This window comes from Streptomyces sp. NPDC006711 (genome assembly GCF_042869775.1).
Taxonomy (GTDB): Bacteria; Actinomycetota; Actinomycetes; order Streptomycetales; family Streptomycetaceae; genus Streptomyces.
Genome location: NZ_JBIAGO010000008.1, coordinates 1 through 16951, shown reverse-complemented (window position 1 = coordinate 16951; position 16951 = coordinate 1). Strand labels below are relative to the sequence as shown.

Sequence of the window (16951 nt, the reverse complement as noted above, 5' to 3'; positions counted from 1 at the left end):
GACCGGAGTGGACGAGGCCCGGGCGAGCGAGGTCGTGCTGCGCGAGATGCGCTGGTGGGACATCGCGCCCGTACTCGACCTCGAACACGAACTGTTCCCCGAGGACGCCTGGTCGGCGGGGATGTTCTGGTCCGAGCTCGCCCACGCGCGCGGCCCCGGCGCCACCCGCCGCTATGTGGTCGCGGAGTCCTTCGAGGACGGCCGGGCCCGGCTCGTGGGGTACGCGGGGCTCGCCGCCGCCGGTGACCTCGCCGACGTCCAGACCATCGCCGCCGCCCGCGACCAGTGGGGCACCGGGCTCGGCGCGCGCCTGTTGAGCGACCTGCTCAAGCACGCCACCGCCTTCGAGTGCGACGAGGTCCTGCTCGAAGTGCGCGTGGACAACACCCGGGCCCAGAAGCTCTACGAGCGCTTCGGCTTCGAGCCCATCGGCTTCCGGCGCGGCTACTACCAGCCGGGCAACGTGGACGCGCTCGTCATGCGACTGACCGTCCAGGAATACGTCCAAGGAACAGAAGAGACTGACTGATGGCTGACGAACCGCTCGTACTGGGCATCGAGACCTCCTGCGACGAGACCGGCGTTGGCATCGTGCGCGGGACGACGCTGCTCGCCGATGCCGTGGCCTCCAGCGTGGACACCCACGCCCGGTTCGGCGGGGTGGTGCCCGAGATCGCCTCCCGGGCCCACCTCGAAGCGATGGTGCCGACCATCGAGCGCGCCCTGAAGACCGTCGGGATCTGCGCGCGCGACCTCGACGGCATCGCGGTCACCGCGGGCCCCGGGCTCGCGGGCGCGCTGCTCGTCGGCGTCTCGGCCGCCAAGGCGTACGCGTACGCCCTGAACAAGCCGCTGTACGGGGTCAACCACCTCGCCTCGCACATCTGCGTCGACCAGCTGGAGCACGGGCCGCTGCCCGAGCCCACGATGGCGCTGCTCGTCTCCGGCGGCCACTCCTCCCTGCTGCTCGCCCCCGACATCACCGCCGACGTGCGCCCGCTCGGCGCCACCATCGACGACGCCGCGGGCGAGGCCTTCGACAAGATCGCCCGGGTGCTCGACCTCGGCTTCCCCGGCGGCCCGGTCATCGACCGGCTCGCGCGCGAGGGCGACCCGAAGGCGATCGCGTTCCCGCGCGGCCTGACCGGCTCGCGCGATCCGCTGTACGACTTCTCCTTCTCCGGTCTGAAGACGGCGGTGGCCCGCTGGATCGAGGCCAAGCGCAACGCGGGCGAGGAAGTGCCGGTGCGCGATGTGGCGGCGTCCTTCCAGGAGGCCGTGGTGGACGTGCTGACCCGCAAGGCCGTACGGGCCTGCAAGGACGAGGGCGTCGACCACCTGATGATCGGCGGCGGGGTGGCCGCCAACTCCCGGCTGCGCGCGCTCGCCGAGGAGCGCTGCGAGCGGGCCGGGATCCGGCTGCGGGTGCCGAGGCCGGGTCTGTGCACCGACAACGGCGCGATGGTCGCCGCGCTCGGCGCGGAGATGGTGGCCAGGAACCGGCCCGCCTCCGACCTGGAGCTCTCGGCCGACTCCTCGCTGCCGGTGACCGAGCCGCACGTGCCGGGCGAGGCGCACGCCCAGGGTCACGCGCACGGCGACGGTCACGCGCACGGCCACGATGGCGGGCACAGTCACGACCACGACCATGTGCACGAGGTCAGCAAGAAGAACCTGTACTGATGACCGTCGCCTTGATGTGGGAGGCCCGGGCCGCCGACGGCCGGGGCGCCGACCTGCTGGCCTGGGTGCGCGAGCAGCCGTCGGGGACGCCGGAGCGCCGGGAGATCCTGCGCGCGCCCGGCGACCGGGTCCTCGTCATCACCTGGTGGGACGCGCCCTTCGATGCCGACCTGCCCGAACTCCCGGACCCGGAGGCCGAGTTGGTGGCCCGGCCGGTGCACCGCTGGCGCTTCGAGGCGCTGGGGCCGGAGCCCTGCTGACGGCCTCCGATCAATTCAAGCAACCCTCTGACCGTTTCTGGCATCAAGCTAGGAGTAGCTGATGACAGAAACGGGCGGTAAGTGGACATGGGTTGGCTCGTACGCAGGAAAGCGGTCGGCGCGGCGCTCCTCGGCCTGCTGATGGTCGCGGGCTGCTCCTCCGGCGGGGGATCGGGCAGCGCCCCCTCGGCCACCACCCCGTCCGGCACGGCCGGCGGCGCGTCCTCGAAGGCGTCCCCGGGCGACGACGCGGCCGCCACCGAGGCCGCGTACCGCAAGTGGGGTCTCAAGCCGTTCGCCGCACCGCCCGCGCCGCCGGCCGAGAAGCCGGTGAAGACGAAGCCGGGCGACGTCCCGGTGGTGAGCGACATTCCCACCACCGAGAAAATCGTCTTCGTGACGTTCGACGACGGGGCCGAGAAGGACCCCAAGTTCGTCGAAATGATGCGGGACCTGAAGGTCCCGTTCACGATGTTCCTGACCGACGACATCATTCGCAGTGATTACGGCTACTTCAAGCCGCTCCAGGATCTCGGCAACTCCATCGAGAACCACACGCTCTCGCACCCCAATCTGCGCACGCTCGGTGCGGCCGCGCAGAAGAACGAGATATGCGCCCAGGAGACGAAACTGGGCAAGGAGTACGGCAAGGCGCCCGGCCTCTTCCGGCCCCCGTACGGCAACTGGAACGAGAACACGCGCACCGCGGCCAAGTCCTGCGACATCCGCGCCATCGTGCTGTGGCGCGAGACGATGCAGATCACGAACATGCAGTACCAGCGCGGCGACAAGAAGCTGCACCCCGGCGACATCATCCTGGCGCACTTCCGGGGCCCCAAGGAGCTCAAGGGCACATCCATGACGCAGATGACGGCCAATATGCTCCGCCACATCCAGGAACAGGGCTTCACGGTGGCACGCCTGGAGGACTACGTCTGAGCGGCGGACGGGGCGAGGCCCCGTCCGGAACGCGCACGCGGAATCGGAATAACAAAAAGGCAAGGAGCGCGTGCTCTCCTTGCCACTATCAAGATATAGCGCACTGGGGGGCTTGCGGCAAGGCCCCCATCGTGCCGCAGAATCACTGGCCTCGGGCCAGTACCTGCGGAAATGGGAGTTTCACGAAGTGCGTGGGCAGTTGTCGGTTTCTGAATCCTCCAGCGCGTTCGACCTTCCCGACCGTCTCGCGGCCAAGGCCGATCCGGCGCTGATCGGGGGCGACGAGCGGCACTTCGCCGCCATCGCCCGCACCCTCGACCAGACGATCACCGAACTCTCCGGCCGCCTCGACGAACTGCGCCGGGCACCCGGTGGCGTCGGCCGGGCCGCCATGGACCGCGACAACGAGGTCCACCAGCTCACCGCGCGGCTGCGCACCCTGCGCCGCTTCGGCCTCGACCTCTGCCTCGGGCGCGTGGTCGCGGCCGACGCACCCGAACCCCTCTACATCGGCCGGCTCGGCCTCACCGACAGCGAGGGCCGCCGCCTCCTGATCGACTGGCGCTCCCCGGCCGCCGAACCGTTCTTCGCGGCGACCCACGCCGGTCCGATGGGCCTGGCGAGCCGGCGCCGGTACCGCTGGACGCGCGGCCGGATCAGCGACTACTGGGACGAGGTGTTCACCGCCGACGGGCTCGAAGGGCACGCCGCCCTCGACGACCAGTCCGCGTTCATCGCCAGTCTCGGCACCAACCGCTCGGCGCGCATGCGGGATGTGCTCTCCACCATCCAGGCCGACCAGGACGCCATCATCCGCGCGGGCTCGCGCGGCGCGCTCGTCGTCGACGGCGGCCCCGGCACCGGCAAGACCGTCGTCGCCCTGCACCGTTCCGCCTACCTGCTCTACTCCGACCCGCGCCTGGGTCACCGGCGCGGCGGTGTCCTCTTCGTCGGCCCGCACCGCCCCTACCTGGACTACGTCGGGGACGTGCTGCCGAGCCTCGGCGAGGAGGGCGTACAGACCTGCGTCCTGCGCGACCTGGTGGCCGAGGGCGCCGGCGCCAAGGAGGAGGACGACCCGGAGGTGGCCCGCCTCAAGGCGTCCGTCGCCATGGTCGGGGCCGTCGAGAAGGCCGTCGCCTTCTACGAGGAGCCGCCCACCTCGGCGCTGACCCTCACCACCCCCTGGGGCGACCTGCGCCTCACCGCCGACGACTGGGCCGAGGCCTTCGCGGCGCCCGGCCCCGGCACCCCGCACAACGAGGGGCGCGAGCTGGTGCGGGAGGCGCTGGTCTCGATCCTGGTCGACCAGTACGACGGTGACGACGTCACCCCCGCGCAGCTGCGCGGGACCCTGCTCAAGGACCCGGAACTGGCCCAGGCGCTGGGCGGCGCGTGGCCGCTGCTCGAAGCGGCCGACGTGGTCGGCGACCTGTGGACGGTCCCCGCCTACCTGCGCCTGTGCGCGCCCTGGCTCGGGCTCGACGACGTACGCCTGCTGCGGCGCACGAACGCGCAGGCCTGGACCGTGTCCGACCTGCCGCTCCTGGACGCCGCCCGGCAGCGGCTCGGGGACCCCGAGGCGGAACGGCGCAAGCAGCGCCACCACGCGCTGGTCGCCGCCGAGCGGGAGCGGATGTCCGGCGTCATCGACGAGATCCTTTCGGCGTCCGACTTCCAGTCCGGCGGAGACGAGAGCGAGGGCGCGCTGCGGATGCTGCGCGGCAAGGACCTCCAGAACGCCCTGATCGACGAGAGCGCCCTGCCCGCCGCCGAGCCCGACCTGCTCGCCGGGCCGTTCGCGCACGTCGTCGTGGACGAGGCGCAGGAGCTCACCGACGCGGAGTGGCAGATGCTGCTGGTGCGCTGTCCCTCGCGCAGCTTCACCATCGTCGGGGACCGGGCCCAGGCCAGGCACGGCTTCACCGAGACGTGGCCCGAGCGTCTGGCGCGGATCGGGCTCGACCGGGCCGAGGTGGCCACGCTCGGCATCAACTACCGCACCCCGCGAGAGGTGATGGCGGCAGCCGAGCCGGTCATCCGGGCCGCCCTGCCCGACGCCAACGTGCCGGCCTCGGTGCGCGGCAGCGGCGTCCCGGTGACGTACGGGTCGGTCGCGGAGCTCGACGCGGTCGTCGAGGGCTGGCTCGCCGACCACGCGGACGGGATCGCCTGCGTGATCGGCCACCCCGGCTTCCGTGCCACGCCCCGCGTACGTTCGCTGAGCCCGGAGCTGTCCAAGGGCCTCGAATTCGACTTGGTGGTGCTCGTCGACCCGGAGGAGTTCGGCACCGGGATCCAGGGGGCGGTGGACCGCTATGTCGCGATGACCAGGGCGACGCAGCGGCTCGTCGTGCTGACGTCCTGACGGCGTGCGGTGTTTCGACGGAATACCGGGGTGGTGTCGATCCGGTGGGCCCCCGTTCGACGTAGAACTGAGAGGCGGGGAGAACCACCCGCGTTCCGTACGAGCCGTACACAACCGAGCCGTACACAACCGAACGGAGGCCGGCCATGCCGCGCTACCTGACGATGATCCGCGTCGACGAGAACAACGGCCCCGAGGGTGGGCCCAGCCCCGAGCTCATGGAGCGGATGGGCGCGCTGATCGAGGAGATGACCAAGGCCGGGGTCCTGCTCGACACCGCCGGACTCACCTCGACCGCCGAGGGCGCCAGGCTCCGCTGGAACAAGGGTGAACTGACCGTCACGGACGGGCCGTTCACGGAGTCCAAGGAGGTCGTGGGGGGTTACGCGATCATCCAGGCGAAGGATCGGGGGGAGGCGTTTGAGTGGACGAAGCGGTTTCTCCGTATTCACGGGGAGGAGTGGGACATCACGTCGGAGCTCCGCGAGATCGCGGAGGGCTAGGGGGTGTCTGGTGGCTGGGGGTGCGGGGTCCCGCGCGCCCAGCCACTCGGCGCCCTGCGGTGCGCCGCCGTCACCGTCCACGGCGGAGCTGTGGTCAGTGTTCGCGGTCCGGGTAATCGGAAGGCAACCGCGCCGGACCGCACGCGATGACCTCTTCGTTGTCCGTGCCGCGGTATTCCGAGAAGGTGATCGTCGCGAACTGTTCCATGTGCAGGTGAGGGGCCACCGGACCCTCATCGCGGAGGCGGTGGATCGTCGGCAGCCGCCTGTTCTGATATCCCATGGTCAGTTCGGGGCAGTCGGTGACCCACTTCGCGAAGAAGGCGCTCGCGTGCAGCCAGCGGCCCGCCAGATTGATCACCAGACTGGTGGTGCTGCCCGTTTCCTCGGCCCACGAGAGCGATCCCATGCCGGCGCCGAGGTTGGCCGCGGCAGCCGCCTGATCTTTGAGCCAGCGTCCCGCCAGGGGGCCCTCGTGAAGTCGGTAATCGATGGTGGACTCGTTCTTGACGTAGAGCTCGGCTCTCACACCTCCGGTGTATTCGTAGATCAGGTGTTGACCCAGGAGGAATGAAATATCCTGAATCGGGTATTTCGCGGGCATGTGAGTCTCCTTGCCGTGGCGCGTGGCGCGTGGGGCGGGCAGGTCAGGAGCCGGCAGTCGACACGATCTCCTGGCAGAGGCGGTCGACGTGCTCGTGGGTCACGTGCGGCATGGTGATCAGATGTGCTTGCCCGTCCACGTGCAGCAGGTTCCACCGCTCGCACACCGCCTGGGCCGGGGCGTCGAAGAGAACGGTGTTCGTCCCCGGTGGGTGGACCGGGTGGCGTCCGCAGGCGCGCAGGCGGTCGGTGGCGTAGTCGGCCACCCGCAGGCACCGGCGTACGCGCCGTTCAAGCCCTTGCCGGCCCAGTGCGCGGAGCTCCTGCCAGAGCATGATGGGGGAGAGCGCGTCCCGCGAGCCGCTGATCGTGTCGTCGTCCGCGCCCACCGCCGCGTCGTGCAGACGGATGACCTCGACGTGCTGGGGACGAGCCAGGGCAATACCGCAGGGGATGGGGGAGCCGATCATCTTGTGTCCACTGATGGCGATGCTGTCGGCCCCGTCGGCGAAGCCCCACGGCACCGGGTGGGGCCCCAGCGCGGCCAGCAGCCCGCCGAACGCCGCATCCGAGTGCAGGTGCGTCCGCCCTATGCCCACCTCATCAAGCACGCCGCGGATCCCCGGCAGATCGTCCACCGCTCCCTTGCCCGTACTGCCGATGGTGACCACGACGACGGCGGCGCGCGCGCTGTGCCGCCGGCATGCGGTGCGCAAGGCTCCCAGATCCATCGCACCGGCGGGATCCGTGGGCACCGGTTCGTGGTCCATGCGCAGTAGTCGTGCGATCTTGGGAACGGAGTAGTGGGCCTGCGCCGACGCGTAGAGGACGGCGTCGGGATGCCGCTCCCTGCCGAGGTAGGTCCCGTAGATGTTGCTTTCGGTGCCTCCGTTGCTCACGTAGCCGAAGGCGGCTCCGGCGGGTGCCCCCGCGAGCTTCCCGAAGAAGTCGATCACGGCCCGCTCGAAGTGCTTGCTGTGCAGGTGGTATTCGCTGCTCCCGCAGGGGCTGCCGGCGTTGTTGCCGTGGACGGCGAGGTACTCGGCCAGGTGCCGGTAGTCGAAGTCGAGGTTGACCGGGAAGCCGACCATGTGTTCGCGGGCTTGGCGCATGTGGTTGGCGACCGTTTTGAGCAACGCTTTGTCCGCCGCGCTGTCTTCCGCGCTGCGGGGTTCGTCACCGATGGCCAGATCGCTTTCAAGGGAAATCCGCACGTGGGGCTCCTCGTGGTGTGGTGCGGCCCTGCTCCGTGTGGCGGTCAGTCCCGCACGTCCCCCGCCGCCGCGCGGCCCGCCGCGTCCAGTACGGACAGGGCCTGGCGGGGGTTGAGGCGCGGGTCGCACAGGGTGGTGTACCGCTCGTGCTCGGGCTCGGCACCGGTCTCCTCGCCGACGCATTCGGCCACGTCCGCCGACGTGGCTTCCAGATGGACTCCACCGGGAACGCCGCCGGATTCGGTGACACAGCGCCGGAACTGCTGGAGTTCCGAGGTGATCGCTTTCGTCAGGCGGGTCTTGAAGCCTCCGCTTCGGTAGGTGTTGGCGTGCATGGGGTCGCACAGCCACAGCACGGGATGCCGTGCGGCAACGGCCGCTTCGACCAGCGGGGGCAAGGCGTCGCCCACCCGGTCCTCACCCATGCGGGCGATCAGCGTCAGCCGGCCCGGCTCCCGCTCAGGGTTGAGGGCCTGACAGAGCGCCAGTACGTCGTCGGGGGTGGCGGCGGGCCCGATTTTGCAGGCCACCGGGTTGATGACCGAAGCCAGCAACCGCACATGAGCGCCGCCGGGCTGGCGCGTACGTTCGCCGATCCAGGGCCAGTGTGTCGATGTCAGGAGCGTACGACCGGTGTCATCGCGGCGCAGCAGCGCCAGCTCGTAGTCGAGCACCAGCGCCTCGTGGCTGGTCCAGATCCGCGGCTGGCAGGCCGGTGCCGTCCTCAGCCGTTCCAGTTCGGCCAGCACCTGGCTCGCGCTCCGGTAGCAGTGGAGCATGTGATCGGGAACGTGCCGGCGGTCCGCCTCCGTGGTATCGGGGCGGTTGACCATGTGTCCGCGGTAGACGGCGAGGGGGCGTCCGTCGACCGTCTCCGTCGGCTCCGACCTGGGTTTCGCGTACTGTCCGGCTATCCTGCCGACCCGCACGACCGGGTTTCCCGTGGTCAGTTGCCACATGCCCGCCAGTGCGTCGATCAGCCCCATCGTGCGTCCGACCGCGTCGGGGGCCGACTGCTCCGGGTCTTCCGCGCAGTCGCCCACCTGGACGATGTCGAGCCCGCCGAGCGCGCACCGCGACAGGATGCCGCGCAGCTCGTCGACCTCCGCCGCGGTGACGAGCCCCGGGGACTTGGCCAGGACGCGCCTGCACTCCCTGGCTCGTTCCCCGTCCTCCCACACCGGCTGCTGCCGCGCGGGCAGCCGGCGCCACTCGTCCATCTCCGCTTCGCTCAGGGGGAGTGTGAAGCCCGAGTCGTTCTTGTCGTGGTGCGCGGGGCGGGACGTCTTCATCATCGGGCGCCCTTGGGGATGTCGCGGGCGGCAGCGCCCTGGGTGGACGCGCTCTCATGTCCTCGGCACAGCCGCAGGACGGCCACGGCGACGCCCTCGCCCGCTGCGCCGAGCCGGTCGCGGAAGTGACCGCGCACCTCGCTCTCGCGTCCGTGGGCGAGGCGCCGTCCGTGGTCGGCGATCCGGGCCTGCTGTACCTGCGCGGAAAGGCGGGCGCGCTGGCCGAGCAGGTCGATGAGCACGGTGTCGATCTCGTCGATGCGCGAACGCAGGTGCGCGATGCGCCCGTTGTCGGACATGGCGAATCCTCCCTGAACGGGTGGCCGGGGGCGGGGGCACCGGACATCCGGTGCGGTGATGTATTCCGGCTACCCTGGCCGAAGTCGCGTAGAAGGGCGTACAGCGGGACGCGGAAGCATCCGTGTACCACCGCCCGGTGCGCATGGTTTGCCCCTGTGATGAAAGAGGCCCGGAGGTGGCGGTGCTCACCGGGCTGCCGCGGTGTGGCTCTGCCCGGGCCCTGCCACGGGGGCACGGGGGCACGGGGGCACGCCCCCCCCCGCGAGGCCCTGCGCGGGGTTCTTCCGGGGGGACGGCGGAAGGGGCCGGCCGTGGCGCGATGAGTTTCGTGGACCGGGGCGGTCTTATGTGTCGCAGCCGCCCACCCCGGGTCCGGCACCGCCGAGGAGGCAGACGATGACCGCGAAGATCACCCAGAAGATCACCCCCTTCCTCTGGTTCGACAGCCAGGCCGAAGAGGCGGCGAACCACTACATCGCCATCTTCGGCGGCGACTCCCGGATCCTGGGGATCACCCACTACGCCGCCTCCGCCCCCGGCGATACCGGCACGGTCATGACCGTCGACTTCCAGCTCGCCGGCCAGCGGTTCACCGCGCTCAACGGCGGCCCCCAGTTCACCTTCACGGAGGCGGTCTCGCTCGCGGTGAGCTGCGCGGACCAGGAGGAGATCGACCGGTTCTGGACGGGACTGGGCGAGGGCGGCGAGGAAGGACCCTGCGGCTGGCTCAAGGACAAGTACGGGCTGTCCTGGCAGATCGTCCCCGCCGAGCTGCCCGAGCTGCTGGGCTCCGGCGCGGAGAAGGCCGACCGGGTCATGGCCGCCGTGATGGACATGAAGAAGCTGGACCTGAAGACGCTGCGGGACGCGTAGGCGCAAGCGCGAGGGGCGGGGCGCGCGGGCCGGGCCCGGCGGACGACGGGATCCGGCCGACCGCGCTGAGCATGACCCAGGGTGGGCGCCCGTGTCAGGGGCGCCCCGGATAACCTCTGGCGCATGTCGCCGAGTTCGCCCCTGCCCCCCTCTCCGCCCCCGGTCGCACTGCGCACCTGGCGCGACCGCAACGCGCTGCTCGCCGACCGGGCCCAGGCCCTGGAGGTGCTGCTCCGGGGGTACTTGGGCGCGGGCCGGCTGTGGCTGCTCTGGCTGTGGGCGGCGCTCTTCGCGCTGGGCTGGTCGCTGGTCGGCGCTGCGCTGACCTCCCTCACCGATGTGCTGAGCGCGATCGTGGGAGGGCTCTTCCTGCTGCTGGGTCTCGGCGTGATGATCCCGGCCGGACTCGCCGTCGGGTTCGGCCTGCGCAAGGACCGACGTATACGCCAACTCATGCGCCAGTGGGCCGAGTTGGACCGCGATCCGGTGCTCGACCGGAACCTGGTCAGGCCCGCCCTGAGCCTGGCGTGGCTCATACCATCGGTGCTGCTGTGCGGGGCGGGTCTCGCCGTCTGCCTCGTGCTGCCCGCGACCGCGGATCCGGGCCACGACACGTACGCCCTCGTCGCCTACGGCATGGGGCTCGGCCTGATCTGCTGGCTCACCGGGCTCGTGGGCGTGGCCAAGGCGGCGGCGTACCGGCGCTGGGTGCAGCGCTGCCTCGGGGCGCGCACCACGCTGGGCCTGCGCGGGTGACCCGGCTCTATTCTGGGGAGGCCGCGGCGTCACGCGGTGACACATTCCGGGGGAAGGGCAGCCGCTGTGCAGTGGTACTGGTGGATTCTGATCGTGTTCTGGATGGGCGGGTTCGGGTGGGCGATCGACAACGCCCGTACCGCTCTGCGTACGCGGCACGAGCGCAAGATGGAGCGTCTTGAGGCGGCGAAGCAGGAACGTCTCGCCCTGGAATCCGCGCACAAGGCGCCCGAGCCGGTGTGCGGCTGCACGCACCATTTGGCCAAGCACGACAAGGCCGGCAAGTGTCATGAGCGGGTGGAGGTTCCGGTCGCGTGGGACGAGAGCAAGAAGCCGCTGCGGTTTGAATCCGGCCAGTGCAACTGTCAGCAATACGTCGGGCCGCAGCCCCTCTCCCAGGTCTACGCGGATCCCCTGACCGACCTGTCCTGACCCGCGTCGCCTCGCGTCAGGGGCGTATGGGCGCGTCGCCTCGCGTCACGGGCGTACCGGATTGCCGATGAGCATCGTGGGGGCGCCGGCCACCCTGGTCAGGAAGACCGTGGCCGAACGCGGTCCCGCCGGCTTCACCCGTCGGCGTACCTCCTCCGGCTCCACCGCCGACCCCCGCTTCTTCACGGTCAGCACCCCCACCTCCCGCTCCCGCAGCAGCCCCTTCAACTTCTTGAGGTTGAAGGGGAGTTGGTCGGTGATCTCGTACGCGGAGGCGTAAGGAGACGCGTACGGCTCGTCACTCGTCACGTACGCGATCGTCTCGTCGATCAGCCTCCCCCCGCACCGCTGTGCGATCTCGGCGACCAGATGGGCGCGGATGACCGCGCCGTCCGGCTCGTACAGATAGCGCCCCACCGGCCCCACCGGCGGCGCGGCGAGCGGCGCGGCCGTCCACAGCGAGGCGGACGCGGGCAGCAGCGTCGCGCGGACCGCGCCGGGCGTCACGCCCGTGCCGAACCACAGCACCGCCTCCTTCACGTCGCCCCCGTCCGAGATCCACTCCGCCTCGGCCCGCGGCGGGATCGCCTCGTGCGGGATGCCGGGGGCGACCTTCAGCGCCGCGAAGGGCGCGGCGAGGGCCGCCGAGGTCGCCCAGGACAGCGGCGGCGAGTACGCCTCAGGGTCGAAAATCCTGCCCCGCCCGCCTCGTCGCGCCGGGTCCACGAAGACCGCGTCGTAGGGCGCCGTGTCGATGTCGGTCACGTCCGCGCAGCGCACCTCGATCAGGTCTCCGAGGCCAAGTGCCTCCGCGTTGGCGCGGGCCACCGCCGCCGTCAGCGGGTCGCGGTCGACCGCGAGGACGCGGATTCCGGCCCGCGCGAGCGCCAGCGCGTCGCCGCCGATGCCGCAGCACAGATCCGCGACCGCGCGCACTCCCCGTGCGCTGAACGTCTTCGCGCGGTGCGTGGCCACCGAGGCGCGGGTGGACTGCTCGACGCCGTTGGGCGTGAAGAACATCCGGTACGCGTCCGCCGCGCCGAACTTCGCCACCGCGCGCTGCCGCAGCCGCGCCTGCCCCAGCGCCGCCGACACCAGCCCCGCGTCGTGCTCGCGGCGCAGCCGGGTGGCCACCGCCAGCTCCTGGGCCGGGTCGTACGCGCGCAGGGACGCGAGCAGCGCCCGGCCCTCGTCGGTCAGGAGCAGGGCGAAGGTGTCGAGGTCGTTCACCCCGTCATTGTCGTCCAGCGCGCGACCCGCTGTGGGCCAGGCGGGCGATGGTGGGGTCCGTGGCGGCGGTGTCGCCGGGGCCGGCGGGCGCGCGCCTGACAGGATGCGGCGCCATGCAACTAGTACGACAAAAGGGAAAAAACAGGACCAAGGCCGCCTGTGCCGTCCTGGGGCTCGCCGCCGCCCTGCTCGCCTCCGGGTGCTCCTCCGAGGACGCGGGCCACGGCCGGCCCGGGCCGGGGGCCGCCAAACAGGGGCCCGCCGGCGCGCTCGCCGACTACTCCGCGCAGCTCAAGCAGGCCGAGGCCGCCCGGCTCGCGGCCGTCAAGAAGTGGGGTCTCGCCAAGCCGCCCCTGCTCGCGCCCCCCGTGCCCGCCGTCAAACCGAAGATCACCAACCGCCCGGGGTTCGAGACCGACGGCGGCGACTCGCTGCCGCCCGTCTTCACCACCGTCCCCACCAAGGACAAGATCGTCTTTCTGACGATCGACGACGGCGCCGAGAAGGACCCCACCTTCCTGAAGATGATGCAGGAACTGCGCATCCCCTACAGCGCGTTCCTCAGCGACTACCTGGTCAAGGACGACCACGAGTACTTCAGGAAGATGCAGAGCCTCGGCGTCACGCTCAACAACCACACCCTCAACCACCGGTACATGCCCGCGCTCTCCTACGACGAGCAGCGGCGCGAGATCTGCGACCAGCAGGACAAGATCGGCAAGTGGGCGGGCAAGCGGCCCCGGCTGTTCCGGCCGCCGTACGGCAACTACAACGAGGACACCCTCAAGGCCGCCCAGTCCTGCGGGATCCAGGCCGCGCCGCTGTGGGCCGAGGAGGCCTTCACCGACCACATGGAGTGGCGCGAGTGGGACCGCGACCTGCACCCCGGCGACATCATCCTGACCCACTTCCGCGGCCGTCAGGACTGGAACGGCACCATGCCCGACATGGTCCGCCAGGTGATGAAGGTGATCACCGACAAGGGGTACGCCGTGGCCCGGCTCGAGGACTACGTGTGACCCGGTCCCGGGAGACGGGATGAGGCGGGCGCACCGGCTGCGGGGCGCCCTGGCCGGGCTGCTCGCGGTCGGTGCGCTGCTCGGCCCGCTGGCCGGGTGCTCGGAGCCGAGCGCGCCCGTCGCCCCCTTCCAGCGGCTCGGGCGCAGGGCCGCCCACCCCACCTCGGTGCCGCGCGCCGGGGCCGCCGCGCGGGTGGCCGCCGCCCGGCGCTGGGGTCTTGCCGCCCCGCTCGCCCCCGCCCCGCGCCCGCCGTCCGGCGGCGCCGGCGCGCGCCTGCCCTTCGTCGTGGACCGGGTGCCGGTACGGGCGAGAGTGGTCTTCCTGACCTTCGACGACGGGCCGGTGACCGACCCCGGCTTCCCGCGGATGATCCGCGATCTTGAGCTGCCCGTCGCGCTGTTCCTCACGAGCGCGAACCCCGGCGGCGCCCTCGCCCCCGACGCCGCGACGCGCGAGCGCCTGGACGAGCTGCGCGCCCTGGGCGCCGGGCTCTACAACCACACCCTGGACCACCGCGACCTGCGGACCCTGGACCACGCGGGCCAGCGGGCGCAGATCTGCGGGCAGCGGGACCGGATCGCCGCCCGGTTCGGCAGCCGTCCGAGACTGTTCCGGCCGCCCTACGGTGCCTACGACGCCACCACGCTGCGGGCCGCGAAGGAGTGCGGGGTGGGCGCGGTCGTCCTGGCCCGCGTCACGATGACGGCCGACGGCCCGCGCTATGCCCGAGGCGCCCGGTCCCTGCGGCCCGGCGACATCGTGCGGGTGCGGCTCGGGCCCGGCGCGGACGCGACCCGGCGGACCGCGCGGGCGCTGGACTACATCCGGACGCGGGGCTTCACGGTGGGCCGGATCGAGGACTACCTCTGACCCACACGGCTGCGACCGGCCCCCGCCTCTTGACCCCCGGCTGCGACCGGCCCCAGCCCCTTGACCCCCGGCTGCGACCGGCCCCCGCTTCTGGTCCGGCCACGCGCCCGCCTCTGCCCCCGCTTCTGACCCGACCGCGCCCCCGCCTCTGGCCCGGCCGCGCCCCTCCGCGCGTCCCGGTCCGATCCGCCGCAGGGGCGCGAGATTGGCACTCCGCTTGACCGAGTGCTAACCGTCGTCCTAGTCTCGCTTCTGGCACTCCCCACCGGAGAGTGCCAACACAGCGACGGGCAGGTCCGGCACCCGCGACGACGGATCCACCTGGTCGCCACCCCAAACAGTTAACCCCGTGAGATCTCCGAAGGGGGAGACCGGATCGTGACGACCGTCAGCTCCAAGGTTGCCATCAAGCCGCTTGAGGACCGCATCGTGGTCCAGCCGCTCGACGCCGAGCAGACCACGGCCTCCGGCCTGGTCATTCCGGACACCGCGAAGGAGAAGCCCCAGGAGGGCGCCGTCCTCGCCGTTGGTCCGGGCCGCTTCGAGAACGGCGAGCGCCTGCCGCTCGACGTCAAGGTCGGCGACGTCGTGCTCTACAGCAAGTACGGCGGCACCGAGGTGAAGTACAACGGCGACGAGTACCTCGTCCTCTCGGCTCGCGACGTGCTCGCGATCATCGAGAAGTAATTACCGAAGCCATTCGGTAATTCATCGAAGTACTTCTTCGAAGCACCTGCTTTGAAAGCTGCGCCCCTGGTCACCCCGCTGATTGCCGGGCGGCGAGGGGCGCAGTGTCATTAACCCGAGTTTTCGAGAGGGCTGAACCGCTCCCATGGCGAAGATCCTGAAGTTCGACGAGGACGCCCGTCGCGCCCTTGAGCGTGGCGTCAACAAGCTTGCCGACACGGTGAAGGTGACGATCGGCCCGAAGGGCCGCAACGTCGTCATCGACAAGAAGTTCGGCGCCCCCACCATCACCAACGACGGTGTCACCATCGCGCGCGAGGTCGAGCTCGACGACCCGTACGAGAACCTGGGTGCCCAGCTCGTCAAGGAGGTGGCGACCAAGACCAACGACATCGCGGGTGACGGCACCACCACCGCCACCGTGCTGGCCCAGGCGCTGGTGCGCGAGGGTCTGCGCAACGTCGCCGCCGGTGCCTCCCCGGCCGCCCTGAAGAAGGGCATCGACGCCGCGGTCAAGGCCGTCTGCGACGAGCTCCTGGCGACCGCGCGTCCCATCGACGACAAGACCGACATCGCCGCCGTCGCCGCGCTGTCCGCCCAGGACAAGCAGATCGGCGAGCTCATCGCCGAGGCGATGGACAAGGTCGGCAAGGACGGTGTCATCACCGTCGAGGAGTCCAACACCTTCGGCGTGGACCTGGAGTTCACCGAGGGCATGGCCTTCGACAAGGGCTACCTCTCGCACTACATGGTCACCGACCAGGAGCGCATGGAGGCCGTCCTCGACGACCCGTACATCCTGATCAACCAGGGCAAGATCTCCTCGATCCAGGACCTGCTGCCGCTCCTGGAGAAGGTCATCCAGGCCGGCGCCTCCAAGCCGCTCCTGATCATCGCCGAGGACGTCGAGGGCGAGGCCCTTTCGACCCTGGTCGTCAACAAGATCCGCGGCACGTTCAACGCCGTGGCCGTCAAGGCCCCGGGCTTCGGCGACCGCCGCAAGGCCATGCTCCAGGACATCGCCACCCTCACCGGTGCGACCGTCATCGCCGAGGAGGTCGGCCTCAAGCTCGACCAGGCCGGTCTTGAGGTGCTGGGCACCGCGCGCCGCGTCACCATCACCAAGGACGACACCACGATCGTCGACGGCGGCGGCAACAGCGCCGACGTCGAGGGCCGCGTCAACCAGATCAAGGCCGAGATCGAGGCCACGGACTCCGACTGGGACCGCGAGAAGCTCCAGGAGCGCCTCGCGAAGCTGGCCGGCGGCGTGTGCGTGATCAAGGTCGGTGCCGCCACCGAGGTCGAGCTCAAGGAGCGCAAGCACCGTCTGGAGGACGCCATCTCCGCGACCCGCGCCGCGGTCGAGGAGGGCATCGTCTCCGGTGGTGGCTCCGCCCTGGTGCACGCCGCCAAGGTCCTGGAGGGCAACCTCGACAAGACCGGCGACGAGGCCACCGGTGTCGCGGTCGTGCGCCGCGCCGTCGTCGAGCCGCTGCGCTGGATCGCCGAGAACGCCGGCCTCGAGGGCTACGTCATCACCTCCAAGGTGAGCGAGCTCGACAAGGGCTTCGGCTTCAACGCCGCCACCGGTGAGTACGGCGACCTGGTCAAGGCCGGCGTCATCGACCCGGTCAAGGTCACCCGCTCCGCCCTGGAGAACGCCGCCTCCATCGCCTCCCTGCTGCTCACGACCGAGACCCTGGTCGTCGAGAAGCCGGCCGAGGAGGAGCCCGAGGCCGGCCACGGCCACGGTCACGGCCACTCCCACTGACCCCAGGTCAGCGGTAGCTCCGCACAGCTGAGGCCCGGCATCCCCTTCGGGGGGCTTGGGTTCAGGGGGTTGTCGCAACACCACTGGGTTTCAGGTGGTGAGTAGATCACGTAGACGCTCGGCTGGGGTATCCCAGTCGAGCGTCTT

General features: G+C 70.9%; 18 protein-coding genes. 13 read left to right on the top strand and 5 right to left on the bottom strand.

Annotation, left to right across the window (positions count from 1 at the left end; all coding sequences use genetic code 11):
* Nucleotides 1-46 precede the first annotated feature (46 nt).
* The 6 genes from rimI (at nt 47) to ACFYM2_RS17890 (ending at nt 5753) form a co-directional block, all read left to right on the top strand.
* Nucleotides 47-529, top strand: coding sequence for a ribosomal protein S18-alanine N-acetyltransferase (rimI, locus tag ACFYM2_RS17915; protein ID WP_359008821.1), 483 nt, complete (start codon nt 47-49; stop codon nt 527-529).
* A complete protein-coding gene (tsaD, locus tag ACFYM2_RS17910) occupies nt 526-1683 on the top strand; it encodes a tRNA (adenosine(37)-N6)-threonylcarbamoyltransferase complex transferase subunit TsaD (RefSeq protein WP_388837445.1) in 1158 nt (385 codons plus the stop codon). The genes rimI and tsaD overlap by 4 nt, the downstream gene beginning before the upstream one ends.
* Nucleotides 1683-1943: a hypothetical protein gene (locus ACFYM2_RS17905; RefSeq protein ID WP_359008813.1), complete on the top strand. Its 261-nt coding sequence runs from the start codon at nt 1683-1685 to the stop codon at nt 1941-1943. The genes tsaD and ACFYM2_RS17905 overlap by 1 nt, the downstream gene beginning before the upstream one ends.
* Nucleotides 1944-2030: 87 nt before the next feature.
* Entirely contained in the window at nt 2031-2882 is an 852-nt protein-coding gene (locus ACFYM2_RS17900) for a polysaccharide deacetylase family protein (protein ID WP_359008811.1), read from the top strand.
* Between the two features lie 199 nt (nt 2883-3081).
* Nucleotides 3082-5250, top strand: a complete 2169-nt coding sequence (gene helR / locus ACFYM2_RS17895) for an RNA polymerase recycling motor ATPase HelR (protein ID WP_388837160.1) — start codon at nt 3082-3084, stop codon at nt 5248-5250.
* A gap of 146 nt (nt 5251-5396) precedes the next feature.
* Nucleotides 5397-5753 (top strand): YciI family protein, encoded by a 357-nt coding sequence (locus ACFYM2_RS17890; protein ID WP_388458790.1) that lies wholly within the window; start codon nt 5397-5399, stop codon nt 5751-5753.
* A gap of 94 nt (nt 5754-5847) precedes the next feature.
* On the opposite strand, the gene ACFYM2_RS17885 is transcribed toward ACFYM2_RS17890, so the two are convergent.
* The 4 genes from ACFYM2_RS17885 to ACFYM2_RS17870 are packed head-to-tail and all read right to left on the bottom strand — an operon-like array spanning nt 5848 to nt 9161.
* Nucleotides 5848-6357: a phenolic acid decarboxylase gene (locus ACFYM2_RS17885; RefSeq protein WP_388458792.1), complete on the bottom strand. Its 510-nt coding sequence runs from the start codon at nt 6355-6357 to the stop codon at nt 5848-5850.
* Nucleotides 6358-6400: 43 nt separating this feature from the next.
* Entirely contained in the window at nt 6401-7570 is a 1170-nt protein-coding gene (locus ACFYM2_RS17880; RefSeq protein ID WP_388458794.1) for a histidine decarboxylase, read from the bottom strand.
* A 44-nt stretch (nt 7571-7614) separates the two neighbouring features.
* Nucleotides 7615-8865, bottom strand: coding sequence for a 3-deoxy-7-phosphoheptulonate synthase (locus ACFYM2_RS17875; protein ID WP_388837157.1), 1251 nt, complete (start codon nt 8863-8865; stop codon nt 7615-7617).
* Complete coding sequence (locus ACFYM2_RS17870) at nt 8862-9161, bottom strand: chorismate mutase (RefSeq protein ID WP_388458798.1); 300 nt, start codon at nt 9159-9161, stop codon at nt 8862-8864. Before ACFYM2_RS17870 ends, ACFYM2_RS17875 begins: the two co-directional genes overlap by 4 nt.
* Before the next feature lie 397 nt (nt 9162-9558).
* On the opposite strand from ACFYM2_RS17870, the gene ACFYM2_RS17865 reads away from it, so the two are divergent.
* The 3 genes from ACFYM2_RS17865 to ACFYM2_RS17855 all read left to right on the top strand — a co-directional run bounded on the left by ACFYM2_RS17865 (nt 9559) and on the right by ACFYM2_RS17855 (nt 11223).
* On the top strand, nt 9559-10035 hold the full coding sequence (locus ACFYM2_RS17865; protein WP_388458800.1) for a VOC family protein: 477 nt from the start codon (nt 9559-9561) through the stop codon (nt 10033-10035).
* Nucleotides 10036-10158: 123 nt separating this feature from the next.
* Nucleotides 10159-10791, top strand: coding sequence for a hypothetical protein (locus ACFYM2_RS17860; RefSeq protein WP_359008803.1), 633 nt, complete (start codon nt 10159-10161; stop codon nt 10789-10791).
* Between the two features lie 66 nt (nt 10792-10857).
* On the top strand, nt 10858-11223 hold the full coding sequence (locus ACFYM2_RS17855) for a hypothetical protein (protein ID WP_350232177.1): 366 nt from the start codon (nt 10858-10860) through the stop codon (nt 11221-11223).
* A 45-nt stretch (nt 11224-11268) separates the two neighbouring features.
* Here ACFYM2_RS17855 and ACFYM2_RS17850 read toward each other — a convergent pair whose 3' ends face one another.
* Entirely contained in the window at nt 11269-12471 is a 1203-nt protein-coding gene (locus ACFYM2_RS17850; RefSeq protein ID WP_388837442.1) for a methyltransferase domain-containing protein, read from the bottom strand.
* 95 nt (nt 12472-12566) lie between these two features.
* On the opposite strand from ACFYM2_RS17850, the gene ACFYM2_RS17845 reads away from it, so the two are divergent.
* The 4 genes from ACFYM2_RS17845 (at nt 12567) to groL (ending at nt 16804) form a co-directional block, all read left to right on the top strand.
* Nucleotides 12567-13472, top strand: coding sequence for a polysaccharide deacetylase family protein (locus ACFYM2_RS17845; RefSeq protein WP_388458802.1), 906 nt, complete (start codon nt 12567-12569; stop codon nt 13470-13472).
* Between the two features lie 19 nt (nt 13473-13491).
* A complete protein-coding gene (locus tag ACFYM2_RS17840) occupies nt 13492-14343 on the top strand; it encodes a polysaccharide deacetylase family protein (RefSeq protein WP_359008799.1) in 852 nt (283 codons plus the stop codon).
* A gap of 378 nt (nt 14344-14721) precedes the next feature.
* Nucleotides 14722-15030, top strand: coding sequence for a co-chaperone GroES (groES, locus tag ACFYM2_RS17835; protein ID WP_309053476.1), 309 nt, complete (start codon nt 14722-14724; stop codon nt 15028-15030).
* Between the two features lie 145 nt (nt 15031-15175).
* Nucleotides 15176-16804, top strand: a complete 1629-nt coding sequence (groL, locus tag ACFYM2_RS17830) for a chaperonin GroEL (protein WP_350232180.1) — start codon at nt 15176-15178, stop codon at nt 16802-16804.
* The last annotated feature ends 147 nt before the right edge of the window (nt 16805-16951 follow it).